This is a genomic window from Shewanella electrica (assembly GCF_022321485.1).
Lineage (GTDB): Bacteria > Pseudomonadota > Gammaproteobacteria > Enterobacterales > Shewanellaceae > Shewanella > Shewanella electrica.
The window spans coordinates 1-273 of sequence record NZ_JAKOGG010000264.1 but is presented as its reverse complement, the minus strand read 5'-3'; the positions used below and the strand labels follow the sequence as shown (position 1 = coordinate 273).

The 273-nt window shown below is 65.9% G+C and carries 1 protein-coding gene; it reads left to right on the top strand.

Features of this window, described 5'->3' with window-relative positions; all coding sequences use genetic code 11:
* The coding region (locus tag L9G74_RS20570) for a polysaccharide biosynthesis protein (protein ID WP_238898621.1) at positions 1-273 on the top strand (273 nt) is incomplete at both ends.

The window sequence follows — 273 nt, the reverse complement described above, 5'->3', positions numbered from 1 at the left end:
GACCTGCTACGCTACGGGTTGAAGGTCCACGTCGGCGAGGTCGCCAAGATCGTCGGCGAACGTCTGGATCAGCTGTTGATTTCGGTTTTGCTGGCGGCCGCGGACCTCGGACTCTTCGTCGTCGCCACCGTGGTCTCGAGGGGCGTCACCGGGGTATCGAGCATCTTTGGCGTCCTCGCCTTTCCCAAGATCGCCAACCAGCCGACGGGCGAGGGCAGGGCGTTGGTCTTCGGCCGCTATATGAGGGCGGCGGTCTTGGCCGCCGTCGCCGCC